The 25,431-nt window shown below is 68.4% G+C and carries 19 protein-coding genes; 10 read left to right on the top strand and 9 right to left on the bottom strand.

Going from position 1 to position 25,431, the window contains the following annotated elements; all coding sequences use genetic code 11:
* Positions 1 to 42: 42 nt before the first annotated feature.
* A complete protein-coding gene (locus ACFWZU_RS09615) occupies positions 43 to 2,922 on the bottom strand; it encodes a PAS domain-containing protein (protein WP_439701287.1) in 2,880 nt (959 codons plus the stop codon).
* 200 nt (positions 2,923 to 3,122) lie between these two features.
* Between ACFWZU_RS09615 and ACFWZU_RS09610 the strand changes: the two genes are divergently transcribed.
* Both ACFWZU_RS09610 and ACFWZU_RS09605 read left to right on the top strand, forming a co-directional pair.
* Entirely contained in the window at positions 3,123 to 3,710 is a 588-nt protein-coding gene (locus ACFWZU_RS09610; protein ID WP_439701286.1) for a YceI family protein, read from the top strand.
* 206 nt (positions 3,711 to 3,916) lie between these two features.
* Positions 3,917 to 4,108 carry a hypothetical protein gene (locus ACFWZU_RS09605; RefSeq protein WP_439701285.1) on the top strand — a complete coding sequence of 64 codons (192 nt, stop codon included), beginning with the start codon at positions 3,917 to 3,919 and terminating at the stop codon, positions 4,106 to 4,108.
* 1 nt (position 4,109) lies between these two features.
* On the opposite strand, the gene ACFWZU_RS09600 is transcribed toward ACFWZU_RS09605, so the two are convergent.
* Positions 4,110 to 4,559 (bottom strand): cupin domain-containing protein, encoded by a 450-nt coding sequence (locus ACFWZU_RS09600; RefSeq protein WP_439701284.1) that lies wholly within the window; start codon positions 4,557 to 4,559, stop codon positions 4,110 to 4,112.
* 75 nt (positions 4,560 to 4,634) lie between these two features.
* Between ACFWZU_RS09600 and thpR the strand changes: the two genes are divergently transcribed.
* Positions 4,635 to 5,213, top strand: coding sequence for an RNA 2',3'-cyclic phosphodiesterase (thpR, locus tag ACFWZU_RS09595; RefSeq protein ID WP_439701283.1), 579 nt, complete (start codon positions 4,635 to 4,637; stop codon positions 5,211 to 5,213).
* Positions 5,214 to 5,279: 66 nt separating this feature from the next.
* The gene (locus ACFWZU_RS09590) at positions 5,280 to 5,432 is read left to right on the top strand and encodes a hypothetical protein (protein WP_439701282.1); all 153 of its coding nucleotides are present in this window, start codon (positions 5,280 to 5,282) and stop codon (positions 5,430 to 5,432) included.
* 3 nt (positions 5,433 to 5,435) lie between these two features.
* Here ACFWZU_RS09590 and ACFWZU_RS09585 read toward each other — a convergent pair whose 3' ends face one another.
* From ACFWZU_RS09585 to ACFWZU_RS09570, 4 genes are all read right to left on the bottom strand, one after another.
* The gene (locus ACFWZU_RS09585; RefSeq protein WP_439701281.1) at positions 5,436 to 5,855 is read right to left on the bottom strand and encodes a PepSY domain-containing protein; all 420 of its coding nucleotides are present in this window, start codon (positions 5,853 to 5,855) and stop codon (positions 5,436 to 5,438) included.
* 229 nt (positions 5,856 to 6,084) lie between these two features.
* The gene (locus tag ACFWZU_RS09580; protein WP_439701280.1) at positions 6,085 to 8,811 is read right to left on the bottom strand and encodes a M14 family zinc carboxypeptidase; all 2,727 of its coding nucleotides are present in this window, start codon (positions 8,809 to 8,811) and stop codon (positions 6,085 to 6,087) included.
* Between the two features lie 196 nt (positions 8,812 to 9,007).
* Positions 9,008 to 9,805 carry an exodeoxyribonuclease III gene (gene xth, locus ACFWZU_RS09575; RefSeq protein WP_439701279.1) on the bottom strand — a complete coding sequence of 266 codons (798 nt, stop codon included), beginning with the start codon at positions 9,803 to 9,805 and terminating at the stop codon, positions 9,008 to 9,010.
* Positions 9,806 to 9,977: 172 nt separating this feature from the next.
* Complete coding sequence (locus ACFWZU_RS09570) at positions 9,978 to 11,306, bottom strand: phospholipase D-like domain-containing protein (protein ID WP_439701278.1); 1,329 nt, start codon at positions 11,304 to 11,306, stop codon at positions 9,978 to 9,980.
* Between the two features lie 194 nt (positions 11,307 to 11,500).
* Between ACFWZU_RS09570 and ACFWZU_RS09565 the strand changes: the two genes are divergently transcribed.
* On the top strand, positions 11,501 to 12,553 hold the full coding sequence (locus tag ACFWZU_RS09565; RefSeq protein ID WP_439701277.1) for a mechanosensitive ion channel family protein: 1,053 nt from the start codon (positions 11,501 to 11,503) through the stop codon (positions 12,551 to 12,553).
* A 16-nt stretch (positions 12,554 to 12,569) separates the two neighbouring features.
* On the opposite strand, the gene ACFWZU_RS09560 is transcribed toward ACFWZU_RS09565, so the two are convergent.
* From ACFWZU_RS09560 to ACFWZU_RS09550, 3 genes are all read right to left on the bottom strand, one after another.
* A complete protein-coding gene (locus ACFWZU_RS09560) occupies positions 12,570 to 12,884 on the bottom strand; it encodes a hypothetical protein (protein ID WP_439701276.1) in 315 nt (104 codons plus the stop codon).
* Between the two features lie 137 nt (positions 12,885 to 13,021).
* A complete protein-coding gene (typA, locus tag ACFWZU_RS09555; RefSeq protein WP_439701275.1) occupies positions 13,022 to 14,851 on the bottom strand; it encodes a translational GTPase TypA in 1,830 nt (609 codons plus the stop codon).
* A gap of 241 nt (positions 14,852 to 15,092) precedes the next feature.
* Entirely contained in the window at positions 15,093 to 15,647 is a 555-nt protein-coding gene (locus ACFWZU_RS09550; protein WP_439701432.1) for a YaeQ family protein, read from the bottom strand.
* A gap of 60 nt (positions 15,648 to 15,707) precedes the next feature.
* Between ACFWZU_RS09550 and ACFWZU_RS09545 the strand changes: the two genes are divergently transcribed.
* The 5 genes from ACFWZU_RS09545 (at position 15,708) to ACFWZU_RS09525 (ending at position 25,181) form a co-directional block, all read left to right on the top strand.
* Positions 15,708 to 16,583, top strand: coding sequence for a pseudouridine synthase (locus ACFWZU_RS09545; RefSeq protein ID WP_439701274.1), 876 nt, complete (start codon positions 15,708 to 15,710; stop codon positions 16,581 to 16,583).
* A 111-nt stretch (positions 16,584 to 16,694) separates the two neighbouring features.
* Positions 16,695 to 17,702 carry a LacI family DNA-binding transcriptional regulator gene (locus ACFWZU_RS09540; protein ID WP_439701273.1) on the top strand — a complete coding sequence of 336 codons (1,008 nt, stop codon included), beginning with the start codon at positions 16,695 to 16,697 and terminating at the stop codon, positions 17,700 to 17,702.
* Between the two features lie 190 nt (positions 17,703 to 17,892).
* Complete coding sequence (locus ACFWZU_RS09535) at positions 17,893 to 20,439, top strand: TonB-dependent receptor (protein WP_439701272.1); 2,547 nt, start codon at positions 17,893 to 17,895, stop codon at positions 20,437 to 20,439.
* A 108-nt stretch (positions 20,440 to 20,547) separates the two neighbouring features.
* Positions 20,548 to 22,800 carry a glycosyl hydrolase family 95 catalytic domain-containing protein gene (locus ACFWZU_RS09530; protein WP_439701271.1) on the top strand — a complete coding sequence of 751 codons (2,253 nt, stop codon included), beginning with the start codon at positions 20,548 to 20,550 and terminating at the stop codon, positions 22,798 to 22,800.
* Complete coding sequence (locus tag ACFWZU_RS09525; RefSeq protein WP_439701270.1) at positions 22,797 to 25,181, top strand: glycoside hydrolase family 65 protein; 2,385 nt, start codon at positions 22,797 to 22,799, stop codon at positions 25,179 to 25,181. Before ACFWZU_RS09530 ends, ACFWZU_RS09525 begins: the two co-directional genes overlap by 4 nt.
* Positions 25,182 to 25,431: the final 250 nt, after the last annotated feature.

Below are 25,431 nucleotides of genomic sequence, written 5' to 3'. Positions count from 1 at the left end.
ACTGCGCGCACGCGCACAGCGGGCACGGCCATCCGCGGCGCATCAGAAGTGATCCAGCGGCCCGAGCCCGTCCAGCGGCACTTCGATCGTGCAGACCACGCCCGCGGGCGCAAAGTCCAGCGTGACGCGCCCGCCGATCTCGTGGCGCAGCCCGCGCTCGATCAGCCGCGAGCCGAAGCCGCGCCCGCCCGGTGGTTCCACCGGCGGCCCGCCCGATTCGGTCCAGGTCAGGCGCAAGGTGCCATTGGCCTGCCACTGGATGTCGATCCGGCCGTCCTGGTTGGACAGCGCGCCGTACTTGACCGCGTTGGTGCCGAGCTCGTGCAGCACCATGGCGAAGGCCAGCGCGTGGCGCGGCGGCAGCCAGACCGGGGGGCCTTCCGCGTGCAGCCGGTCGTGGTGCTGGTCGCGGTAAGGCGCAATCGCCTCGCGCACGATCTCGGCCAGCGGCGCGCGGCCCCAGCTCTCGCGGGTGAGGATGTCATGCGCACGCGACAGCGCCATCAGCCTGCCTTCGAACTGGATGCGCGCCAGTTCCGGATCGATGCCCGGGCGGAAGCTCTGCATCGCCATCGACTGCACGGTCACCAGCGTGTTCTTTACCCGGTGGTTGAGCTCATTGAGCAACAGCCGCTGGTGCTGCTCGTGGCGCTTGCGCTCGGTGATGTCGTGGAAGAGCACCGCCACGCGCTGGTGCGAGCCCTCATCCAGGCGGCAGGCGTAGACGTCGAACACCCGCCCGCGGTTGACCATGCCGTGTTCGAAGCGGAAGGCCTCGCCGCTGCCGATCACGCTGTCGAAGGTGTCGTACCAGAACGCCGCGGCGTCGGGGAACACGTCACGCATGGTCCGGCCGACCACGCCGCCGATCCCGGTATGCGTGGCGAACGCCGGGTTGGTGACCAGGTAGCGGTAGTCGGACGGCTGGCCCGCTGCGGCATCGACCTTTTCGAGCAGGCAGAAACCTTCGTCGAGCGCATCGAACAGGGTGCGGTAGCGCCGCTCGCTCTCGCGCAGCGCACGCTCGGCGCGAGAGCGGGCCACCGCGGCCCAGATGCGTTCGGCGACCTCGCCCAGCAGCGCGACCTCCTCGTCGCGCCAGTGCCGCGGGCGACTCTGGTGGACGTAGAACGCGGCCACGAAGCGCCCGCCCTTGAACAGCGGCACGCCCACGCCGGCGCGTACGCGGCCGGCGTCGGCATAGACCTGTTCGCTGCCGCGCGTGCGGACGTCTTCGAGAGTGTCGTCCAGCACGACGGTCTGGCCCGTACGGTACTGCGCCACGACGGCAGTGCCGAAGTCGGCCAACGGCACGCGCCCGGCGAGGCTGGGCATGTCACCGTCGGTCCAGTCGCGCTCGACCATGAAGAACTGCCCGCACTCGGTGACCTCGCCGTAGCCGCAGCGGCCCACGCGCAGGTAGCGGCCGACCATCTCGCTGATGGCACGGGTGATCTGCGCCGCATCGTTCAGCCCGCGGATGCGGTCGCCCATCTGCAACAGGAACGACTGCCTCGTCTCGCCCTGGCGCAGGCGCTCCTCCATGCGGCGGCGCTCGCTGGTGTCGCGCGAGACGCCCACCACCTGCTCGATGCTGCCGCTGTCGCCACGCACCGGTCCCCAGATGAACTGGTAGTAGGCCCGCGGCCCGGTCGGGGCGGTGAAGAACAGCTCGTCCTCGACCGTTTCGCCGGTCTCGAAGATATGCCGCAGATGACCGTCCAGCCGTTCGGCCAGCGCGGGCGGGTAGCCGAGCTCGTGGAAGGTCTTGCCGATCGGGTCGCCGGCTGGCCCGAACAACTGCTGCATGGCGCGGTTGACGTAGGCAAAGCGGTGCTCGCGATCGAACGCGTAGATGTAGTCGGGAATCGAATCGAGCATCGCGCCGAACAGCCGCAAGGGCGGTTGCGGCGGGGCCTCGCGCCCGGTCGCGTCGACGTCGCGCAGGCGCGCCATCAGCGCCTGCTGGTCGCGGTCCAGCTGGGCCTGCGCCTCGCTGGCGCTGCGCAGGCGCACCAGCTCGGTCACGTCCTCGCAGCGGTGGAGCACCAGAGCGACCTCGCCATTCGGGTCCAGCACCGGCGTGTTGATGATGGACCAGTAGCGCGGGCCGCGCTGGCGCGACCGCCGGCGCTGCACCACCAGCGGCAAGGTGTCCGGAGCGCGCTGCCGGAGCACCCGCTCCAGCGAGGCGCGCAACTGCTGCTCGACCTCGGCATGGTTCGTCCAGGACGCCAGCAGGTCGAAGCCCGGCCGCCCCAGCAGGCTGTCGCTCGACTCGCCGCTGGCGCGCAGCAGCGCATCGTTGGCGGCGACCACGCGGAAATCGGGCGGCGCCAGCAACAGCAACGGCGCCGGCGCCGCCCGGAACAGTGCGTGGAAGCCTGCGCCAAGGCCCGCCTCGCCCATCGCGCCGCGCAGGCGATGCTCGGCGCGCAACCGCGAGGTGCGTTCCATGGCGGTATGGAAAGCCCCGGTGACCCGTCCGTAGCGGTCACGGATGGCCGAGAAGGTGAAGGTGAAGAAGCGCTCGACCGGGGCGCCGGAGGCCTCTTTCAGCAGGACCGGCCAGTTCTCCGCCTCGGTTGGTTCGCCGTGGGTGAACACCCGGTCCAGCATGGGGCCGATGAGGTCCCGCGCTTCGGCCCAGTTCTCCAGCGCCGGCCGCCCGAGGATCGCCGGATGCCGCTGCTGCGCGATGGCGCGGTAGGCGTCGTTGTAGAGCTGAAGGCGCTGCTCGCCCCAGAGGATCGCGATCGGAAGCGGCGAGGCCAGGCAGATGTCGACCGCGGCGCGCAGGTGCGGCGGCCAGCCGGCGATCGGTCCCAGCGCGGTGGCGGCCCAGTCGTGCCGGCGGATGCAGTCGGCCATCTCGCCTTGGCCCACCGGCCAGGAGGAGGAGTGCCGCGTGCTCTGGACCATGGATGACTCCAAGGTGGCGACCGCGCAGGCATCATGGCAGCAAGCTTTCCCCGCAAAAAGCTGACGCGGTAGGTACTTGCGATCGGCTTTTTCAGCGGTGCAAACACCGGGAAAGGCGGGCGCGGTGTCGATTTTCCGTTCCGCCGCACGTCGTTCCACGTCGGCGCGAGGGCGCCGCCAATCACCCCAAGGGAGAACCCATGCGCACCCGATTCCGCCTCGCTCGCCGTCTGGTACCCGCTGCGTTGCTGCTCGCCGGCGCCGCCACCGCCGCGCCGGTACGTTACACATTCGATCCGGACCATACCTATCCCAGCTTCGAGGCCGACCACATGGGCATCTCGACCTGGCGCGGCAAGTTCAACCACAGCCAGGGATGGGTGGAGATGGACAAGGCGGCCGGCCAGGGCCGCCTCCAGGTGAGCATCGCGCTGGACAGCATCGATTTCGGCCAGGACGCGCTCAACGCCTGGGCACGCGGCAAGGACTTCTTCGACACCGCGCACCACCCGAGCGCACTCTACAAGGGACGGCTGGCGGACTTCGTGGACGGCGTGCCTACCCGCGTCGTGGGCAGCCTGACGCTGCATGGAGTGACCCGGCCGCTGGAGCTGCGCATCGACCACTTCAGGTGCATCCCGCACCCGATCTTCAAGCGCGAATACTGCGGTGCCGATGCACGGGGCCGTTTCGACCGCAGCGCGTTCGGGCTGGAGGCGGGCAAGGACTATGGCTTCGACATGCAGGTCGCGCTGCGCATCCAGGTCGAGGCCCTGCGCGACAAGTGACGGACGCTGCGCGATTCCTCGCCGGCGCCTTCACGCGCGGCTGGGCAACCTCGGCTGCGTTGGCGCATCGCGCTTCCCTTGCCGGGTGGTACCCGGCTCCCCGCACCCCCCCTGCGGTGGCCCATGGCTGAGCCAGGGCAAGGAAGCGCGATGCGCCGCGTTCGTTTCCGTGGCATCGCGATGCCCGCTACCTGGAGTCAAGCGCCATGTCCGACGACGGTTACCGCTGCGGCCACGCCGCCTGCCAATGCACCACCAAGCCTGGCGGCGAGCAGTACTGCAGCGACCATTGCCGCGAAGCGGCCACCTCGGGCCGGGCCGAAGCCGGTCCGTGCGGTTGCGGCCACGCCGTCTGCAAGGGCAACCCCGAAGGCGACCTGCGCCAGGGCGGGCAATGAGCTAGTAGGGCGTGCCGTCCTTGTGGACGTAGCCCTGGTCGCCTTCGACGTACAGGTCGATGTCCGGGTAATGGCAGGCGTCGTCGGCCGAGCGCGTGCCGATTTCGAGATAGACGGCGGTGTCGCTTCCGCGGTTGACCAGGTGGTGGCCGTCGGCCACGTTCCTTGGAAACGCCGCGCAGTCGCCAGCATGCAAGGGCTGCTCGCCCGCGTCGGTGACCAGCACCAGCTCGCCCGACAGCACGTAGACGAACTCGTCCTCGCGCGTGTGCCAGTGGCGCTGGCTTGACCAGCCGCCCGGCGGCAGCCGGGTCAGGTTGACGCCGAAATCCGACAGGCCGCCGGCATCGCCCAGCGCCTGCTTGATGCGGTCTTTGGCGGCCTCCGCGTAGGGGGCCGGGTAGCCCGAGCCGCGGCGCTCGGGAACGTTAGGGACGTCGATCTTCGGCATGGGGATGCTCGTCGTGGGTGGGCGCCCCATTCTGCACCGCCGCCTACAATGGCGTTTTGCCTTCCCGACGTCGCCATGCACCAGAGCTCCCTGGGCGGTTTTGCCGCTCCGCACCCCACCGACCGCCTGTTTTTCGCCGTGATGCCACCGCCGGAGGTCGCGGCGCAGGTCGCCATGCTCGCCGGCGGGCTGCGCGGGCAGCTTGGCTTGCGCGGGCAGCCACGCCCCACCGGGCACCTGCACGTGACGCTGCATCACCTGGGCGACTTCGCCGGCCTGCCGCAGCAGCGGGTGGACGGGGCCTGCGCGGCGGCGGACGGTGTGGCGCTGCGTTCGTTCGAAGCGCGCTTCGATCGCGTCGGCAGCTTCCGCGGGCGCGCCGGCAAGCACCCGTTTGTATTGCTCGGCGAGGAAGCCTCGACTGGGCTGTCCGGTCTGTACGAAAGCCTCGGGGCACGACTCGCCGCGGCTGGCCTGGCGCGACACGAGCGTGCCTTCGTGCCGCATCTCACGCTGCTCTACGACGCCAGCATGGTGGCGCCGCGACCGGTCGAACCGCTGGGCTGGACGGTGCGCGAGTTCCTGCTCATCCACAGCCTGCTCGGGCGCACCGAGTACCGCGTGCTCGGGCGCTGGCCGCTGGGCGCCGTCTAGCGTGGTGCGCACGCGGTCGCGACGCGGGCGTCGTTAGCGTGGGCCGCGAACCTCACGGAATACATGATGAAGAAGCCCAGACGCCGGCTCGGATTGATGCTGCTGCTGGTCGGATTGCTCGTGCTGCTGGTGCTGGGTGCGCTGCGCTGGCGCCAGCAGTTCCGCGCCGCGCCCGCGGACCAGGCGCTGAGCCCGGCCGCGAGCGGGCCGACGCGCTGACGCTCAGTCGTCGCTGTCGACCACCTTGCCACTGGACGGATCGATGGTGAGTTCGACACGGTGGTCGTTCCTGTCGTCGGCCTTGGCGTGCCACATGCCGTCGTCGAAGTCCACGTCGTGCACGTCGGTGTAACCCTGCGTGGCCAGCGACGCGCGCACGTCATCCGCGCTCAGGCGGGAGACCTTCTCGTCCGGGTAGACCTTGCCGCTCTTGGGGTCGATGCGCAGCGAGACGTCGTTGCCGTCCGCGCTCTCGGCCTCGGCGCGCCACATGCCGCCGTCGAACTTCAGGTCGTCGATGTCGCTGTAGCCCTGGTGGATCAGCGTCTCGCGGACCTGTGCCTCGGTCATCGCCTGCTGCGCCATCACTGCACCGGAGGCGCCGAGGGCCAGCGCAAGGGTCATCGAAGCGAGCTTTTTCATGGCCGTTCTCCATGGGAGTGGTGCGCCCGAGTCTTCGGGCGCAAACGGCAATGGGCGATGAAAAACCCGTGAGACGGGCGGGCCGTGTTCAGGCAGGCAGGTACCCAAGGGAACGGGCTTCGAGCCGTCGCCCGCCTGGGATGCCTGGAAAGCCGTGGTGGGTGCGAACGGTGCGGTAAAGGCACCGTTCGCCTTGGTGTCGAAGAAGAAGTCGAACGGCCGCCCGGCCTCAGCGGTCCTGGTCCAGCCGATCGAAATGGGTCAGCGCATTGAGCACCAGCGGGTAGCTTCCCAGGGTCTCTCCGCGCCAGATAGGGTTGCCGGCAAACAGCAGCACGTGCCCCTTGCCGTAATGCGCCTCGACCACCGCCGCGCGTTCGGCCATTTCGCCGCCGCCATCGAGCAGGCCCGAGACCAGCAGACGCTTGGCGTCGGCGAAGCGCAGGATCACCCGCGGCCGCTGGTCTTCAGGGATCAGCCAGGGGTTGTTGTAGGCCTGGTCTTCGTTGAGCGGCAGCGCCTGCCACGGCTTGGCGTCGGGCAGGGCGGGCGGCTGGGCGAAGGGGCGGCCTTCGGGCATGTCCTCATCCTGCGGGCCGCCACGGCCGGTGGGCCGTTCGGCATCGCGCGCGGAGGGCAGGCCGCGGTCGCCGGTGAGCAGGTTGGAGACGGTGAAGGACTGCCCCTCCGAGCTGTAAAGCGCCAGGTGATCGCCATAGCCCGCGGCCACCGGACTGCCATGGCCCACGAAGTCCGCCTGCAGCACGCTGCCGACCACCTTGAGCTTGGCCGTGGGCGTGACGGACACGCCCGGCGCGAGGCCCGCGTCGATCGCAAATCGCGCGGTGTCCTCGGCGGTCACCAGCAGGCCGCCCTCGCGCACGAAGCGCCGCAGGTTGGCCAGTCCCGCCTCGCCCAGCCCCGGGCGGATGTCCGGTGTGCTGTCGATGTGGCCCAGGTTGGGCGTGAGCGGGCTGGTCTGCCAGGGCATCGGCGCGCCCCACATCGGCAGGCCGTCGACGATGCGGCGCAGGCTCGCGCCGCCGACGGGCGCGAACAGGATCGCGTCGTACTTGGCATGCAGGTCCGGCATGCGCGCCACGTCCTGCGTGCTGATGTAGTCGTAGTGCACACCCAGCTGATCCAGCGCCATGCGCCACCAGCCCTCGGTCTGCGTGTCGAGCCAGGTATGCATCAGTGCCACGCGGGGCAGCCTGGCGTCGGTGGCGTCGACGCCGGCCAGGCCGGCGGGCACCTCGACGGGCTTGTCCAGTCGCGCCATCGACGCCTCGAGCACGCCCGGATCGGTGACACGCACCACCTCGACATCGAACAGGTCGCCCATCGACCAGCCGGTGTCGTCGTAGGGATGCTGCTGCGGGTCTTTGGGCGACCAGTACTGGCGGTCGAGCAGGGTGTCGGCGATGCGCGAGTACGGTTGGTCCATGCGCACGACGTAGCTGCCGGCGGGGAAGCGGCGCGTGCGGGTCTTCTTGTCGTCGCCGGTCGCCGGCAGGGTCACGCTGAAAGGCGCGCTGGCGCGGCTGATCTCCACGTGCTGGCGCTCGAGCACGCGCAGCAGCTGGGCCTGGGTGCCGGCGCGCTTCTCGTCGCCGGGCAGCACGTAGGCCGCGGGGCCGGCCTCGGTCGGCTTTTCGATCGAGCGCTTGCCCTTCAGGTAGAAGTTCTTCAGGAACGTTTGGCCGTTCCGGGCGAAGTAGTCCAGCGCGGTGAGCACACCGGTCTGCTCGTAGTTGTTGTTGTTGCGCTGCGACCAGGTCACTTCCGGCAGCGGCGGGTTGGGCCGGTACCAGGTGCGCTCGTACTCGGACGGATCGAGGATGCGCTTGCGCGTGTCGGCGCCGCCGTTGCCGAAGGTTTCGTACAGGCGGCTGATGCCGTTGTGCATGGCGGCGATGAACATCAGGTAGCCCGGGCTCCAGGTGTCGAAGTCGCCGTGGGTGAACACGCCGGGCAGGCCCAGCTGGGTCATCTTCTGCACGTTGTCCCAGCCCAGCTGCTGCCACTCGCTGGTGAGGATCGGGTCGATCCAGGCGTTGTAGGGGCCGTCGCCGACGGTGTTGTCGTACAGGAACGGCACCGACTCGTGCAGGTCGTGCAGCACCTGCGCGTGCCAGCCGATATAGGTATTGGCGACGTTGCGGGTCAGGGCCAGGGTCATGCCCATGGCGTCGCGGTTGTTGTCGTGCGCGACGTAGTGCCCCCAGTAGAGCAGGCTCGGGTAGTCCTTGCCCGGGTTGGCCTTGTGCCAGTTGTAGAGGTCGACCATGCGGTCGCGCCCGTCCACCTCGACGATCGGCGTGATCAGGGTGATCACGTGCGAGCGGATGTTGCGGATGTAAGGCGCATCGTCGACGGCAAGGCGATAGGCCAGCTCCATCAGCGCGGTGGGCGCACCGGTTTCGGTGGAGTGGATCGAACCGGTGACGTAGTAGACCGGCGTGGTTTCGCGGATGAGCGCATCGGCCTTCGCGTCGTCCATGCCGATCGTGCGCGGGTCGGCCAGTTGCGCCAGGCGCGCGTCATTGGCTTTCAGATTGGCCAGCAGCGCCTCGTCGGCGATCGCCACGGCGATCATCTCGCGGCCTTCCTCGGTCCTGCCGATGCTGAAGACCTTGACCCTCGGGCTGGCGGCGTCCAGCGCGCGGAAGTAGCGATGGACGTCCGCCGAATAGGGCAGCCAGTCGGCGGCGCCCGAAATATGCCCGAGCACCTGTAGCGGCGTGGGCACGCTCGCCGAGGCGGGCAGGTAGTCGGTCAGCGGCGTGTTGAACTTCGGATCGGTGGTGAAACGGGCGATCTGCGCGGTGTAGGCCTGGTCGATCGGCTGGGCCGGGTCCCGCGCGAAGGCGCTGGCGGTGATGGTGTCGGCGGCGTGGGCCGCCAGGCCGGTGGCGGCCAGCACGAAGCCGGCAAGGCAGGGCAGGAGGCGCATGGGTTCCCCGAGTGTGCGGAAAGACGGGAACCAATGTGCCAGAAATGCGGTGGCGTGGCGGGGCTGCCCCCGTCCGCCTGTCGGCACCTTCCCCCGTGAACGGGAGAAGGCTCGGTAGGGGGGGGGGCTGCCGCTGGTGTTCCTTCCCCCGTTCACGGGGGAAGGTGCCCGAAGGGCGGATGGGGGAAGCCTTGCCTCAGCCCTTGCGCGCCAGCGAGACCCACGTCGGCGCGTGGTCGCTCGGATGCGGCAAGGCCCGCACCCACCGGTCTACCCCCGCGTCCTTCAACCGCGGTGCCAGCGCGCGGTTGAGCAGCAGGTGGTCGATGCGCAATCCGGAATTGCGTTCCCAGTGCTGCCGGAAGTAATCCCAGAACGTATAGACGCGCTCCTCGCCGAACTGCTGGCGCAGCGAGTCCGTCCAGCCCTGGGCCAGCAGGGCGGCGTAGCGCTCGCGGCTTTCCGGCTGAAGCAGGGCGTCCTTGCGCCACGAGCGGGGGTTGTAGATGTCCTCGTCGGTGGGCACCACGTTGTAGTCGCCGGCCAGCACCACCGGATGCTCGCTTTCGACCAGGCCCTGCGCGTAGTCGATGAAGCGGTCAAACCAGGCCAGCTTGTAGTCGAACTTGGGTCCGGGCTGCGGGTTGCCGTTGGGCAGGTACAGGCAGCCGACGATCAGACCGTGTGCGGCCGCTTCCAGATAGCGGCTCTGCACGTCCTTCGGGTCGCCCGGCAGCCCGCGGCGGCTTTCCAGTGGGTCGGCACCGCGAGCCAGGATCGCCACGCCGTTCCACGAGCGCTGGCCATGCCAGAGGGCGCCGTAGCCGGCGTCGCGGATGGGCTCGACCGGAAACGCCTCGTCCGGCGCCTTCAGTTCCTGCAGGCAGACGACGTCCGGCGCCTCGCGCTCCAGCCAGGCCAGCAGCGCGGCCAGGCGCGTGCGCACACCGTTGATGTTGAAGGTGGCGACCTTGAGCGGCTTGCGGGCGGGCATCGGCGGTCCTCCAGGAGCGTGGGTGGCAGAAACTTCCGAGGCGAAAAAGTGGGCGCGTGAGGACAGATTTCGAATTTTTGCCGGCCCATAGTTCTTCTATGGGCCAAAAAAGGCGGAAATATGGACCGCGCGGCCGCTTTTGCAGCCCGGAACGTTTCTGCCGCCCACGCTCCTAGTACTGCGCTGCGCCCAGCGCGGAGAGCCAGTCCAGCACGCGGCGCGTCCACGGGCGGTGTCGCCATTGTTCCAGGGTGAGTTCTTCCGACCGGCCGATGTCGCGGTCGACCACCTCGGTCATGTGCGCCGCGAAGCCGTGGTCGTACACCAGTACGTTCGATTCGTCGTTGAGGCTGAAGGAGCGGTTGTCGAAATTGGCGCTGCCGGCGATGGTGAGATAGCGGTCCACGATCATGAGCTTGTTGTGGAACAGCGCCGGCTGGAAACGGTAGATGTGCGCGCCCGCCTGCAGCATCTCGCCCCAGCGGGTCTGCGAGGCATTCTTGATGATCTGGCTGTCGGTGTAGGGTCCGGGTACCACCAGCCGGATGCGCACGCCGCGCGCCAGGGCGCGCTTGAGCGCGGACATCGTCAGCTCGTCCGGCACGAAGTAGGCCGCTTCCAGGTCGATCGCCTTGCGCGCGCCGTCGATCGCCATCAGGTACATCAGCTGCAGGTTCTCGCTGCCGCCTTCCGGAGAGCTGGCGACGGTCTGCACCGCGATGTCGCCGGCCGCGGGCACCTCGGGGTAATACGCCGAACCGAGCAGCGCCTGGCCGGTGGTGGTGATCCAGTTGTCCTCGAACACCGCCTGCATCTGCAGCGCGCCCGGGCCGGTCACGCGGATCTGCATGTCGCGCCAGATGCCGGGCCTGTCGCCATGCCCGTTCCATTCATCGGCGATGCCCACGCCGCCGGTGAACGCCACGCGTCCGTCGACGATCAGCAGCTTGCGGTGGGTGCGGTTGTTGAAGCGGTCGATGTCGTACCAGCGCAGCGGGTGGAAGTACTCGAAGTGCACGCCGCCGGCGCGCAACGCCGCGACGACGTCCTCCTTCATCTTGGACGAGCCGACCCAGTCGGCGATCACGTGCACGCGCACGCCCGCGCGGGCGCGCTCGGTGAGCGCCTGCACGAACTGGTCGGCGACGTGGCCGGACCAGTAGATGTAGGTCTCCATGTCCACGCTGACCTTCGCCGAGCGGATCGCCTCGAGCATCGCCGGGAAGATCTCCGCGCCGTTCTGGAAATCCGCCACGGCGTTGCCGTCGACGATCGTCGGGCCGAGCAGGTTGCCGATCTCGCGCCGGAACTGCGGGCTCTCGACCGGACTGAGCGGACCCAGCGGATGGACCAGTTGCTGGGTCTGCGGGATCAGGTTGAGCACCACCACGCCAATCACCAGCGCCGCGAACGCGCCCAGGCCGGCCCACAGCGCGCGTCGCTTCCAGTTCGGCCGCGCGGGTGCGTCTGGCTTGGTGTCGCGGTTGGATACAGCGGGCATCGGTTCTCCTCAGCTGGTGGCAGCCCTTCAGGCGCGCCCCTGGGCGCACTACACCGCGCCGGTTGCGCGTCGAGCGCGTCCCGCATGGTCACCGGGCTCATCATCCCGCGCACGCGTGCAGCCCGGGTCAACGCCTTCACCTGACCGGCACCGCCGCGGTTGTCTGCTGTGCGCGGACCGTCCCTGGAGATCGCATGACCGACAAGGCCGTACGCAAGGTGGAACGCCGCGCCGACGTGCGGCGCGCGCTGGCGACCAGCACCGCCACGCACCGAAAACACAAGCGTCCGGTGCGCTCGGGACACAAGCTGTGGCTCGGCATCTACGCCCTGGTGCTGCTGGCGCTGGCCGTCCTGTTCTACCTGCTGCGGCTGGAGTTCTTCGGCATCCTCGGCCGCTACCTGCCGATGACCAGGCGCGCGACCGTGGGCGCGATGGCGATCGTGCTGACGCTGGCCGCCTCGCGGCTGGTGCGCGCCTTCGCCATCGAGCGCGCGCAGACGGCGGTCACGCGCTACAACCTCAAGCGCATCCTGCGGCTGGTGGTGTACATCATCCTGGCGCTGATCGTGGTGTCGGTGCTGTTCGCCAACTGGTACGCCGCGGTGGCGTCACTGGGGCTGATCTCGCTGGTGCTGGGTTTCGCGCTGCAGACGCCGATCACCAGCTTCATCGGCTGGGTCTACATCCTGGTGCGCGAGCCCTACCGCGTGGGTGACCGCATCCAGATCGGCGACGCCACCGGCGACGTGATCGACGTGACCTACCTGGACACCACGCTGTGGGAAGTCGGCGGCCCGTATCTTTCCTCCGACCATCCGAGCGGGCGGATCATCAAGTTCCCCAACGCCAACGTGCTGACCAGCCCGGTCTACAACTATTCCTGGCCGGTGTTCCCGTACGTCTGGAACGAAATCAATTTCCAGATCGCCTACAACAGTGACTTTGCCTTCGTGGCCAAGGTGATGCGCGAAGCCGCGGAGGAAGAGCTGGGCGAGGCCATGCTCGAACACGTTCGCATCTTTCGCGAGGTGCTGGCCAAGACGCCGGTGGACGAACTGCAGGTCAACGAGCGGCCGTCGGTGCTGTTCCGCGTCAACGCCAACACATGGATCGATGCCATCGTGCGCTACGTGGTGGATCCGCGTCAGGCCGGCAGCGTCAAGACGCGGCTGATCGGGACGATGCTGGCGCGGCTCAACGCGGAGCCCGACCGGGTGAAGTTCCCCAAAGGCGACAACCGCTAGCGAGGCGCCGCCGGGCTCATCCCACGCCCCTGCCGGGTGGCGACACCGCACCGGATATCTCGGCGCTGTGCACGGTGTGCGACCAGCGCTGCAGCGTCTGGTAGAGCCGCTCCTGCCGCGTCAGCACGCCCTGGTGGCAGCCCTTGGGGCGGGTTTGCTCGATCACCTCGCGGCTCAGCGCGCGCCACTGCTTGACCAGCTCGGTCGGCGCCGGATGCGATTCGACCAGCGCGCGAAGCACCAGCGACATCGCTTCCACCTCGTTCTTCAAGCCATCCAGCTCGTTGCCGACCTGGGTGAAGGACACCGGCCGGCTGCTCGAAATCTCCATGACATTCCCTCGGATCGCACGCCGGCGCCCCCGCGCCGGACGCCCACGACGTTGCGCGCGCCGCCGTGGTCGCCGCGTGCACGCGCATGAAAAAGCCGCCTTGCGGCGGCTTTCTCGCGGTCCCGTTGCGACGGCGGTCACGCCGCGCGCGAGGCCTTCTTGCGGTCGTTCTCGGTCAGGTGCTTCTTGCGCAGGCGGATTTCCTTCGGCGTGACCTCGACCAGCTCGTCGTCGTCGATGAAGTCCAGTGCCTGTTCCAGCGAGAACTTGATCGCCGGGGTGAGCTGGATCGCATCGTCCTTGCCGGAGGCGCGCATGTTGGTGAGCGGCTTGGGCTTGATGGCGTTGACGGTCAGGTCGTTGTCCTTGGCGTGGATGCCGACCAGCTGGCCTTCATACACGTTGTCGCCTTCGGCGGCGAACAGCTTGCCGCGTTCCTGCAGCGGCCCGAGCGAGTAGGCCGGGGTGGTGCCGCCGGCGTTGGCGATCATCACGCCGTTCTGGCGCTTGGCGATCTGGCCTTCTTCCTTCGGACCGTAATGGTCGAACACGTGGAACAGCAGGCCCGAACCCTGGGTCAGGGTCTTGAACTGGTTCTGGAAGCCGATCAGGCCGCGCGCCGGGATCATGTACTCCAGGCGCACGCGGCCCTTGCCGTCCGGCTCCATGTTCTTGAGCTGGCCCTTGCGCACGCCCAGGCGCTCCATCACCGGACCCTGGTGGATTTCTTCCACGTCGACCACCAACTGCTCGAACGGCTCCATCTTCTGGCCGTCGATCTCCTTGATGATCACTTCCGGACGCGACACGGCGAGCTCGTAGCCCTCGCGGCGCATGTTCTCGATCAGCACCGACAGGTGCAGCTCGCCGCGGCCGGAGACCAGGAACTTGTCCGCGTCCGAGCCCTGCTCGACGCGCAGCGCCACGTTGTGCACCTGCTCGCGCTCGAGGCGGTCCTTGAGCTGGCGGCTGGTCAGGAACTTGCCGCCGGAAAGATCCTTGTTGCCGGCGAACGGCGAGTTGTTGACCTGGAAGGTCATCGAGATGGTCGGCTCGTCGACCGTCAGCGCCGGCAGCGCCTCGGGCTTGTCGAGCGAACACACGGTGTCCGAAATCGTCAGCTCGGCAATACCCGAGATGGCCACGATGTCGCCCGCCTCGGCGCTGTCCTGCTCGATGCGCTCCAGGCCCATGAAGCCCAGCACCTGCAGCACCTTGCCCTGGCGCTTCTTGCCGTGACGGTCGATCACCGCCACCGGCATGTTCTTCTTCAGCGTGCCGCGCTGGATGCGGCCGATGCCGATCAGGCCCACGAAGTTGTTGTAGTCCAGCTGGCTGATGCGCATCTGGAACGGGCCTTCCGGGTCGACTTCCGGCTTGGGCGCGTGCTGCATGATCGCTTCGTAGAGCGGGGTCATGTCGCCTTCGCGGGCATTCTCGTCGAGCGAGGCGTAGCCGTTGAGCGCCGAGGCGTAGACGATCGGGAAATCCATCTGCTCGGGCGTCGCGCCCAGGCGGTCGAACAGGTCCCACACCTGCTCCACGACCCACTCGGGGCGCGAACCGGGGCGGTCGATCTTGTTGATCACCACGATCGGCTTGAAGCCCATCGCGAACGCCTTCTGCGTGACGAAGCGCGTCTGCGGCATCGGGCCGTCCATCGCGTCGACCAGGATCAGCACGGTGTCGACCATCGACAGCACGCGCTCGACCTCGCCGCCGAAGTCGGCGTGTCCGGGGGTGTCGACGATGTTGATGCGGTTGCCCTGCCAGCTGATGGCGGTGTTCTTGGCCAGGATGGTGATGCCGCGTTCCTTTTCCTGGTCATTGGAGTCCATCACGCGCTCGGCCAGCACCGTGCGTTCGGACAGGGTGCCGGACTGCTTCAGGAGCTGGTCGACGAGGGTGGTCTTGCCATGGTCGACGTGGGCGACGATGGCGATATTGCGCAGTTTTTCGATGGACATGGCACAGGCCCGGGCGGCGCTTGGTCAGCCGCCACGTAAGTTTCGGAGGGGTAAACCCCGCAATTATACGGACTTGCGGGGCTTTTTGCCCGTGGCGCGGATGAATGGCTCGTCGCGCCCGCTCCGGCCGGGTGACCGGGCCGCGCCAAATGGAGGCTGCGGATCGGCTCCAGGAGCCACGCTCGCGATGGAAAGAGGCCTCGCCGGGCCCGACTGGCACCGGCGCGCATGGCGGGCGGCTTCAGGCGGCGGCGTATTCACCCATGCGCGCGCGGGGCCGGATCGCGATGGTGGTGTCGCCGCTGATCAACTGCAGTTCGCCATCCTGGATCAGGCACTGCAGCCGCATGCCGCGGTCGCACAGTCCGGTGAGCTGGCGCACGGCTTCCTCGTCGAGGTCGAGCACGGTGAGGTTGTCATTGCGCGAAAGCGAGGCGCCAACCTTGTCCCACCAGATGTCCGCGACGCGCCCGCCATAGTTGACCACCACGACCTGGCGCGCCCGCCCGCAGGCCTTGCGAATGCGTGCCTCGTCGGGCTGGCCGAGTTCGATCCACTGCTCGATCTCGTCGGTGTAGGCACGCCGCCACAGTGCCGGCTCGTCCTCGTCGCTCAGGCCCTTGCCGAACTCCAGCCGGTCGTCGGCGTGCAGCGCGAAGGCGAGCAGGCGCACCATCAGCCGCTCCTCGGTTTCAGATGGATGGCGGGCGAGCGTCAGTGCATGGGTGGCGTAGTAATGCCGGTCCATGTCGCTGATCGACAGTTCAGCCTTGTGGATGGTGGCGTTGAGGGCCATGGGCTTGCCGGTGCGGGTAATCGGCCATTGTACGCGGCCGCCGGAGGTAAGCTGAACCGGATGATTCATGCCGCCGCACCCAGCACCGTGCATCTGCCCCAAGGCGACTGGGCCACCGCGGTCGACGGCCTGTGCGCCTGCTTCCCACGCATCGCCCGCGCGCAGTGGCTGGACCGGGTGCGCCGTGGCCGCGTGCTCGATGCCCACGACCGCCCGATCGATGAGCACACCCCTTACCGCGCCGGCATGAAGCTGCGCTACTTCCGCGAGGTCGAGAGCGAGCCGGTCATTCCCGGCGAGGAGATCGTGCTGCATGCCGACGGGCACCTGGTGGTGGTCGACAAGCCGCACTTCCTGCCGGTCATCCCGGCCGGCGGGTATGTGCAGCAGACGCTGCTGGCGCGACTCGCGCGCCGGCTCGGCAATCCGGCGCTGGTGCCGCTGCACCGGCTCGACCGCGATACCGCCGGGCTGGTGCTCTTCTCAGTACAGCCGGCCACGCGCGACGCCTATCTCTCGTTGTTCCGGGAGCGGCGCATCGTCAAGCGCTACGAGGCGCTGGCTGCGCCGCTTCCGCAGTGCACTTTTCCGCTGGTGCATCGTTCGCGGCTGGAGGCGGGCGAGCCATTCTTCCGCGTGCGCGAAGGTCAGGGCGAAGCGAACAGCCTGACCCGCGTCGACGTGATCGAGCGCGGTCCGCGGCAGTGGCGCTACGTGCTCGAGCCGCTCACCGGGCGCAAACACCAGTTGCGCGTGCACATGGCTGCGCTCGGTGCGCCGATCGTCAATGACCGGTTTTATCCGACGCTGCAAAATCGCCCGGGCGACGACTTCAGCCGGCCGCTGCAATTGCTGGCGCGCGGGCTGGCATTCGTCGATCCGCTGACCGGTCAGGCGCGGGAGTTCCGGAGCCGGCGGTCGCTCGAACCGCTGTAGCACGCGGGTTCGGCCGGCGCAGGCGATTGGCGTGAGTACCCCAAACCGCTTGTGCCTGGCGGGCGCAACACGCATAGTCGACCGCCACCAGCTGTCGATGCAGGACGCGCCATGCGGGTACGCCTGGAAGATGTGGCACGCGCCGCCGGGGTGTCGCCCAAGACGGTCTCCCGCGTGCTCAACGACGAAGCGAACGTGCGTGGTCCCACGCGCGAGAAAGTGCTCGCGGCCATGGCGGCGATGGACTACCGTCCGCACCAGTCGGCGCGCAGCCTGGCGAGCAACCGCTCGTTCCTGATCGCCATGCTGTACGACAACCCCTCGGCCAACTACCTCACCGAGATCCAGGCCGGGGTGCTGGAAGCCTGCGACCTGCACCACTACAGCATGATGGTTCGCCCGCTGCACATGGAGCAGGCGGGCTTCGTCGAGCGCGTCGAGGGCCTGATCTCCCACCACCGCCCGGACGGCCTGGTACTGACCCCGCCGATCACCGACCACCCCGCGCTGCTGCAGCGCCTGCGCGAGCGGCGCGTACCCTACGCCAGCATTTCGCCGGTGGAGCACGCCGGCACCATCGGCGCCTTCATCGACGAGCCGGAGGCAGCGCGCCGGATGGTGGCCTCGCTGGTGGCGCTGGGGCACCGGCGCATCGCGCACGTCATCGGTCATCCGGACCACGGCGCCAGCCAGTGGCGTCTGGACGGCTACCGCCATGCGCTCGCCGAGGCCGGGCTGCCGCGCAGCCCGGAACTGGAAGTGGCGGGCGATTTCTCCTTCGGCAGCGGCGTGGCGGCGGCGCGGCGGCTGTTCTCGCTGCCGCGCGGGCGCGGGCCCACCGCGGTGTTTGCCGCCAACGACGACATGGCCGCCGGGGTGATCTGGGCGGCCGGGGAGCACGGCCTGTCGGTGCCCCGGGACGTTTCCGTCTGCGGCTTCGACGACACCCCGATCGCGCGCCAGATCTGGCCCACGCTCACCACCATCCACCAGCCCAGCCGGGAGATGGGCCGCATCGCCGCCCTGCAGTTGCTCGACACCCTGCGCGGGCGGTCCGGCGCGATGGTGCAGGCCACGTTCTCGCTGGAACTGCGCGAGTCCACCGCGTCGGCGGCGTAGGAGAAATCGGTGTAAGAAATTTGTTGCAGGGCGAATTGACAGCGCTGTCAAAGCAGGGCAACCATGTGCCGGCTTGCGGCAGATGCCCGCGGGTGAAAGGCACACAAGTGGGGCGCAACAAGGGCGAAGCGGCAGGGCTGCGCGCGCGGTCCATGCCGTCTGAACATCACTTATGCGGGGAGCGAAGCTGATGAACACGTACGTGCGACTGGCCTTATCCGCGGCGATTGCCGCCTGCCTGATGCCCAGCGTCGCGCTGGCGCAGAACGACGACCAGGCGCAGGACACTGCGCCGCAGACCGACACCACCCAGCCGGGCAACGCCCAGGCACAGCAGCAGCCGCCCAGCAAGGCGACCGCCAAGAACCTCGAACAGGTCGTGGTCACCGGCAACACCGCCACCGGCGGCCTGAAGAAGATCGATACCAGCTATACGGTCACCACGGCCACCGCCGAGCAGATCCGCATGGCCAACCCCAAGAGCACGGCCGACCTGCTCAAGATCGCGCCGGGCCTGTGGCCCGAGTCCACCGGCGGCCAGACCGGCGCCAACATCGAGATCGCCGGCTTTCCCGGCGGCGGCGACGCCCCGTTCAACACGGTCCAGCTGATGGGCTCGCCGCTCTACGGCATGCCCACGCTGTCGTTCTTCGAGCAGACCTCCATCTTCCGCCTGGACGACACCGTCGACCGCGCGGAAATCATCCAGGGCGGCCCGTCGGTGGTGTTCGCCGACGGCCAGATCGGCGCCAGCGAGAACTTCATCCTCAAGCAGGGCACCGAGGTGCCCTCGGGAAGCATCGGGGTCACCTACGGCAACGAGAACCTGCGCCGCATCGACGGCTTCTTCGGCTTCCCGCTCGGCAAGGACACCTACGGCAGCATCGGCGGCTTCTACCGCGACTCCGACGGCGTGCGCGATCCGGGTTTCTCGGCGGACAAGGGCGGCCAGCTCACCGGCACGTTCACCCACGACAGCGACAACGGCACGATGATGCTGTACGCGCGCTACCTCAACGACCGCAACCAGTTCATCACGCCGATCCCGCTGATCCAGACCGGCACGGACAATTTCAGCGCCTATCCGGGTTTCGACCCGCTCACCGACACCTACAACGGTCCGGCGATCCAGCACGTGTTCCTGCGTGGCTACCCGGGCGGCGGGCGCGACGCCAACCTGGCGAACGGGCGCGGTGCGAAGTTCGGCTTCTTCGGCGGCAACTTCGACTACGACCTGGGCAACGGCTGGAACCTGTCGGACAAGTTCCTGATCGACGGCGGCGATGCGGATACCAACGCGCTGTTCTCCGGCACCAACCCGGGCAGCCTCAACGACATGCTCTACACCGACCAGAGCCAGATCGGCGCGTTCAACCTGGCGCCCGGTTCGGCCACGGCCACCTATGTCGGCGGCGGCGCGGTGGACCCCAACCAGAGCGTGATCCACCAGGGCTGGTGGTTCATCCACAAGCACCTGAAGAACATCAGCAACGACTTCCGCCTGAGCAAGGAGGTGTTCGAGGGCAACACGCTCACTGCCGGCGTGTACCTGGCGCACTACACGATGGACGACGAGTGGGCGCTGGGCAACCAGATGCTGATGACCAACACGCCCAACGCGCGTCCGATCACGGTCACCTACGTCGACGCCAGCGGCACCAACTACCTGACCGACAACCAGGGTTTCCTGGACTACGGTGGCTACAACATCGCCCAGCACGGCGTCGCCAACAACAAGGCGTTCTACCTGTCCGACATCTGGCGCATCGGCAAGTGGCTGATCGACCTGTCCGGCCGCATCGAGAACCAGGATGCCTACAACGACGTCTGCAACCTGACCAACGTGCCGCTGGATGACGATCCGAACACGATCTACAACAACAGCGTGCCCGTGTGTAACGGCACCTTCGCCCACACCCGCTACGACAAGACCCACCCGTCGTGGACCTTCGGCGTGAACTACGAGCTCGCCGACAACATGAGCGTGTACATCCGCGCCAACCAGGGTGGCCACTTCGACGACTTCGACAACGGCATCCGCGGCAACACCACCGACAACACCGCGCCGATGCAGAAGATCCAGAACTTCGAGGGCGGCTTCAAATACCAGAGCGAGCAGTGGTTCCTGGACCTGAGCGCCTACCACCGCCAGTTCATCGGCCTGCTGTACCAGCCCACCGACGCGGCCGGCGTGCCGAACGGCCCGCAGAGCACCTACGGTTCGGATTCCAAGGGCATCAACGTCAACACGGCCTGGAGCCCGACCAGGAACCTGAAGTTCCAACTGGTCGGCAATTACCTGGACGGCCATTACTCGCACAACAACTCGTGCCTGCCGTACACCAACCCGGTCGCGGGCGACGGTTGCGCGCTCATCAACGGCGTGCAGCTGCAGCGCCAGCCGAAGGTTCGCTACATGTTCACGCCCAGCTACGACATCCCGTTCGGCTGGGGTGACGTGCTGGCCTTCGTCACCTTCACGCACGTCGGCCCGCACACGCAGGACATCTCCGGACTGCAGCAACTTGGCAGCTACCACACCTGGGACTTCGGCGTGGTCGCGAACATCGAGCAGAACTGGCAGGTGCGCCTGCAGGGCACCAACATGACCAACGAGCTGGGCCTGACGGAGAGCAACTCGCGCATCTTCGGTTCGGCCGCCGGCACCACCGGCGTGATCCTGGCCCGTCCGCTGGAAGGCCGCGAGGTCAACCTGCAGGTCAAATACCTGTTCTGAAGCGAACGCTCCCAGAGCGATATGTTCTGATCCGACCCCGGATCGCCTGCACCCGTCCTGCCCGGACGGGTGCAGGCGCTTTTTTTCCGAATCCACTGCGGAGGCGCGATGAAGCCCGGTCGCCTGCTCGTCCTCGTATTCCGGTGTGCGCTGCTGCTGGCCGCCGCCGGTGCCGCTCCGGCCTTCGCCAGCGATCCGAGTTTCCTGTTCACCGCCACGGCCCGGGATTTCGGCAGCTACTTCCCGAGCTACCTGGCCAACGGCTATTTCTCCACTATGACCTCGCCGCGCGGCACCGAGCCGAACGCCGCGTACATGGTCGCGTTCATGGATTACAAGCCGGGGGACATTTCCCGTCCCGCGGCGATCCCCGGCTGGAGCGAGATCGACTACAACCCGGGCGGCGGCTGGCTCAACCGCACGCGGCTGGATGCGGGCATCTTCCAGGACTACGCGCAGACCCTGGACATGCAGGGCGCCACGTTGACCACGCGCTATCGCTTTGCCTACGCCAACAAGGCCAGCGATGTCCAGGTCACCACCTTCGTCAGCCAGGCCTCGCCGCACCTGGCGGCCACGCAGATCGCGATCACGCCCCGGTTCGACGGGCCGGTGCAGCTCAGCTTCCCGCTGCGGTTGTGGTCCGAGCACCAGCCGCGCTTCCCGATCGCCAGCATGGGCGGCGAGGAGATGATCTCCGCGGTGATCGCCAGCGGGCAGACGCTGGACAACAAGCCGGTACCCACGCCCGATCGCGCGCCGGTCTGGTATCCGGGCTACACACAGGTGCTTTCCGCCGACGGCGACGCGAAGGCGCTGACGCTCGCGCTGAAGGGCAGGGCGCAACACGGGCTCGGCATGACCGAGGCGGCCGCGATCGGGCTACCTGAAGGGCTCTCGCCGGATGCGGTCAAGCTCGAGCGGACGCCGACCCGGCTGTCGCTTCAGATCACCGCCACGCTGCACAAGGGGCGGCGCTATGTCTTCACCAAGTACCTGGCGCTCTCGCGCGAGGGCTGGGGCGAGGACCAGGACGTGCTGGCGCTGGCGACCGCCGCGCGCACCACCGGTTTCGAGCGCCTGCTCGCCGACCACCAGGCCGCCTGGCATGCGCTGTGGCAGTCGGACATCGTGATCGACGGCAACCCGGCGGTGCAGAAGGCGGTGCACTCGGACCTCTACTACCTGCTGTCCAACAGCACCGTCGGCACCGCCTGGCCGATGGGCGCCTGCGCGCTGACCCCCAACTACGCGGGCCATGCGTTCTGGGACAGCGACTCGTGGGTGTTCCCCGCGCTGTTGCTGCTGCATCCGGAGCGTGCCAAGCCCATCGTGATGTTCCGCGACCGCACCACGGAGCCGGCGCGCGCCCGCGCCCGCCAGTACGGCGTCGAAGGCACCATGTACCCGTGGGAAGCCGATCCGCAGACCGGGGTGGACGTCACGCCGCACTTCGCCTGGGAGGTCTACCGCGAGGTGCACGTCAACGCCGACATCGCCATCGCGCAGTGGCAGTACTACCTCGCGACGGGTGACAAGGCCTGGCTGAAGACCCACGCCTGGCCGGTACTGGAAGGCATCGCCACCTTCTGGACCAGCCGCGTCACCTACGACAAGGCGCACGACCGCTACGAGATCCACCACGTCACCTCGCCCGACGAGGCCTACAACGACGTGCCGAACGACTCGTTCACCAACGCCGCCGCGCGCAAGGCGCTGGACATCGCCGTGAAGGCCGCGGGCGTGGTCGGCGCGAAGGCCGATCCGCGCTGGAGCGAGATCGCCTCGAAGATGTACATCCCCTTCGATGCGACCGGCCAGCGCCATCTCGACTTCGACAAGTCGGTGCCGCACGACAAGATCACCTGGATGGGCTCCTCGCTGGCCTGGCTGATGTATCCGAACCTTGACCTGCCGATGTCGGCGCAGGTGCGCCGCAACGACTTCCAGTTCCAGCTCGATGCGCTCAAGAGCCACGGCGACGATCCGAACGAGATGATGATGGTGATGCTGGCCGTCGGCGCCGCGGAACTGGGCGATGCCAAGGCCGCAGGCGCCTGGATCGACCGCAACCTGGTCGGCTTCCTCAAGCCGCCGTTCAACGTGCGTACCGAGACGGCGGCCAACAACGCCGGCTACATCCTCGCGACGTCGGCGGGCTTCGTGCAGAGCATGCTCTACGGCCTCACCGGCCTGCGCATCGACGATGAGGGCCTGAGCGAGAAGTACGCGCCGGTGCTTCCGCCGGGCTGGAACGGGCTGACCCTCAAGGGTGTGCACTTCGGCGGGCAGCGTTTCGACATCCGCGTCGAGCGCGGCGCCGACGGCAAGGCGCAGCTGGTGCGCAAGGCACTGCCATGAATGCCAATAACCCTTGTAGGAGCGCACCCTGTGCGCGACCGGGATGGCGGTCGCGCACAGGGTGCGCTCCTACAGGGCGCCTGTTCGGTAGCCGGAGTTCGCTCGAAGGCCTGACCCTGTGGCTGCTCTGGCTGCTCGCCTGCGCCGCACTCGCGCTGTCCGCGCCGGCCGCCGCCACCGACCCGAGCTTCCTGCTCACCGCCACCGCGCGCGACTTCCAGAGCTACTTCCCCACCCAGCTCGGCAACGGCTACGTCGCCACGCTCAGCGCGCCGCGCGGCACCGAGGACAACCTGGCCTACATGGTTGCCTTCATGGACTACGCCAAGGGCGACATCGCGCGCCCCGCGGCGGTCCCGGGCTTCAGCGGCATCGACTACAGCACCGGCCACTCGCCGGCCGGGCATTTCTGGTTGAACCAGGTCGCGCTGGATCCCGCGGTCTTCCAGGACTACCGGCAGGTGCTGGACCTCCACGAGGGCACGCTGACCACGCGCTACCGCTACGACGATCACGGTCGCGCCACCCGCATCGAGGTCGTCTCGCTGGTCAGCCAGGCCTCGCCGCACCTGGCCGCCACGCAGCTGTCGATCACGCCGGAGTTCGATGGCGAGGTGGAACTGTCCTTCCCGCTGGCGCTGTGGGCACCGCACCAGCCGCGCTTTGCGCTGGCCCGCCTCACCGGCGAGCAGATGCAGGAGGCGGTGGCGGCCAGCAACCTCAAGCTGCAGGCCGTTCCACCGGCCACCCCCGACCGCGCACCGCTGTGGTACCACGGCGACACCCACCTGCTCGCCGCGCACGGTGACGCCAGCGCGCTGACCCTGTCGCTCGACGGCCGCGCCGAGCAGGGCCTGGCGATGGCCGAAGCGGTCGCCGTGGCATTGCCCCAGGGCCTCGTGCCGGGCGAGGCACGCGTCTACCGCAGCCCGTGGCGACTATCCATCGAACTCAAGGCGAAGGTGCGCAAGGGCCACACCTACGTCTTCGGCAAGTTCGTGGCGCTGTCGCGCGAAGGCTGGGGCGGGGATGCGAAGGCGGACCTCGCGCTGGTCCGCCAGGCGCGCGAGGACGGCTTCGCGCACCTGCGCGAGGCGCACGTGGCGGCCTGGCACGACCTGTGGCGTTCGGACATCCGCATCGAGGGCGACCCCGAGGCCCAGCGCATGGTGCATTCGGACCTCTACTACCTGCTGTCCAACGTCAGCCCCGGCACCGCCTGGCCGAGCGGTGCCTGCGGCCTGACCCCCGGTTACGCCGGGCACGTCTTCTGGGACAACGACACCTGGGTTTTTCCGGCGCTGCTGCTGCTGCATCCGCAACGGGCCCGGTCGCTGGTCGACTTCCGCAGCCGCACGCTGCCGGCGGCCCAGGCGCGCGCGCAGGAGCGCGGGCTGCGCGGGGCGATGTACCCGTGGGAGTCCGATCCGCAGTACGGCACCGAGCAGACGCCGCACTTCGCCCACGTGCTGGGCGAGCGCGAGATCCACGTCAACGCCGACGTCGCCATCGCGCAGTGGCAGTACTGGCTGGCCAGCGGCGACGAGGAGTGGTTGCGCAGCCACGGCTGGCCCGTGATCCGTGCGGTGGCCGACTTCTGGGTCAGCCGCGCGAGCTGGATTCCCGCGCGCAAGCGCTACGAGATACTGCACGTCACCTCGGTGGACGAGGACTACAACGACGTACCGAACGACACCTTCACCAACGTGTCCGCGCGCAAGGCGCTGCAACTGGCCACGCAGGCCGCCGCCGTGCTGGGCGAACGGCCCGATCCGCGCTGGACGGAGGTCGCTGGCAAGCTGTACATCCCGTTCGATGCCAAGGCCGGCCATCACCTGGACTTCGACCCGTCGGTGCCGCACGACATCGATTCCTGGGGTGGCAGTTCCCTGCCGATGCTGGCTTATCCCTCGCTCGACCTGCCGATGGATGCGGGCGTGCGCCGGCGGGACTACGACTACGCGATGGCGCCGATTACCCAGTCGCACCGCGATCCGAACAGCATGGGCCTGGCGCCGATGGCCATCTACGCCGCCACGCTGGGCGACGCAGCCGCGGCCAATGCCTGGTTCCAGCGCAACCGCCACGCAGGCGTGATGCAGCCGCCGTTCAACGTGCGCACGGAGACGCCGAACAACAACACCGGCTACTTCGTGACCGCCGCCGGCGGCCTGCTGCAGACGATCGAGTACGGCTTCACCGGCTTGCGGCTGCAGCCGGGGGGGCTGGTCGAGGCCTATCCGCCGTTGCTGCCGCCGACGTGGCATGCCTTCACGCTCACGCACGTAGCCTTGCGTGGCGCGTACTACGACATCACCGTGAGCCGCGACCGCACCGGCCGCGTGGTGCTCACGCGCCGACCCGCGGAGGACACGCCATGACTGGATCGAGAATCCGCCATCGGAGTCGTTTCCCAGCCGTCGGGGGGGCGTGGGAAGGGAGCTGCCGGGGCTCGCCGCGACGTGCGGAACCCCTCCCCAACCCTCCCCTGCAGGCAGGGGAGGGAGCATGGCGGCATCTCCCCGCGGGAACGGATCAGGCTCCTCCGCCTGCGTGCAGGGGGAGGTTGGGAGGGGGTGGCTGGTACTTGCCGTGGCGTGAGGAACGCCTCGGCCATCTTCCCCGGGAAGC

It is taken from the genome of Frateuria sp. GZRR33, from assembly GCF_051900425.1.
Classification (GTDB): Bacteria; Pseudomonadota; Gammaproteobacteria; order Xanthomonadales; family Rhodanobacteraceae; genus Frateuria_A.
The sequence above is the reverse complement of the archived record's forward strand: the minus strand, read 5'-3'. Positions and strand labels throughout refer to the sequence as shown.